Source organism: Nocardiopsis sp. TNDT3, from assembly GCF_003427465.1.
Lineage (GTDB): Bacteria > Actinomycetota > Actinomycetes > Streptosporangiales > Streptosporangiaceae > Nocardiopsis > Nocardiopsis dassonvillei.
Map to the genome: position 1 here is coordinate 1 of NZ_QPFC01001321.1, position 1,182 is coordinate 1,182.

General features: G+C 70.9%; 2 protein-coding genes. One reads left to right on the forward strand and one right to left on the reverse strand.

Annotated elements, in window-relative coordinates:
• On the forward strand, positions 1–226 hold a 226-nt coding region (locus DQW06_RS27380), incomplete at its 5' end, for a response regulator transcription factor (RefSeq protein ID WP_198662566.1).
• 45 nt (positions 227–271) lie between these two features.
• Here DQW06_RS27380 and DQW06_RS27385 read toward each other — a convergent pair.
• Positions 272–1,159 (reverse strand): bile acid:sodium symporter family protein, encoded by an 888-nt coding sequence (locus DQW06_RS27385; RefSeq protein WP_071621331.1) that lies wholly within the window; start codon positions 1,157–1,159, stop codon positions 272–274.
• Positions 1,160–1,182: the final 23 nt, after the last annotated feature.

Genomic DNA, 1,182 nt, shown 5'->3' on the forward strand with positions numbered 1-1,182 from the left:
CCGCCGGGTCCGCGACCCCCTGGAGTCGCTCACCCGCCGCGAGAACGAGGTCCTGGCGCTGATGGCGGAGGGGCTCGACAACGGGGAGATCGCCGAACGGATCGTGGTCACCGAGAACGCGGTGCACAAGCACGTCGGCAACATCTTCGCGAAGCTGGGGCTGTCGCCCTCCGACAGCGGGCACCGCCGGGTGCGCGCGGTGCTCGCCTACCTCGACAGCAGGTGAGCGGCCCCGGCCGGATCAGGCGGGTCGGCCCCCGGCGGGGGCGGGTCAGCGGCCGGACGCCGGGGCCTCCTCACGGGTTCCCCCGCGGGTGACCAGCAGGCCGGTGGCTGCCGCGGTGAAGAACATCAGCACGCCGTACACCGCGGACGGAACGGCCATCTCGGTGCTGCCGAGCAGGGCCGGGCTGAGCGCGATGGCCAGGGACAGCGTGGTGTTGTGCAGGCCGATCTCCATGCAGGAGGCGATCGCCTCGGGGCGGCCGGTGCCCAGGACCCGCGGCGCCCAGTAGCCGATGGTGAGGCTGGCGATGTTGAACAGCAGCACCATCAGCCCAACGGAGACGATGTAGTCGCCGATGCTGTCGAGTTCCTGGTAGAGCGCGACGGCGATGACGCCGAACAACACAGCGACGGAGGCGATCTTGACCGGCCTCTCCATGCGCCGGGCGAAGGCGTCCGCCCTCGCCCTGACGAGCATGCCGACGGCGACGGGGACCAGGATGACCGCGAACACCTGGAGGACCTTGCCGACCTGGAGGCCGAGGGTGTCGCCGTCGCCCATGAAGCGGGCGATGGCCAGGTTGGTGATCAGCGGCAGGGTCACCATGGCGGTGAGGGAGTTGAGCGCCGTCAGGGAGATGTTGAGCGCGACGTTGCCGCGGAACAGGTAGCTGTACAGGCTGGCGGTGGTGCCGCCGGGCGAGGCGGCGAGCAGCATCATGCCCACCGCCAGGGCGGGCGGCGGGTCGAAGAGCAGGACGAGGGCGAGGCAGACCAGGGGCAGGACGAGGATCTGGCAGCCCAGAATGAGCGCGACCGTGCCGGGCATGCTGGTCAGTCGGACGAAGTCCCCGACGGTCAGGCTCAGGCCGAGGCCGAGCATGATGACGGCGAGTGCCGCCGGGAGCGCGATCGTGGCGATGGTGGAATCCATGGGCGGACACCTCGGGGCGGGCC

Excerpts from the sequence above, each read along its gene's own strand:
- DQW06_RS27385 (WP_071621331.1), bottom strand. The coding sequence starts at position 1,159 with ATGGATTCCACCATCGCCACGATCGCGCTCCCGGCGGCACTCGCCGTC.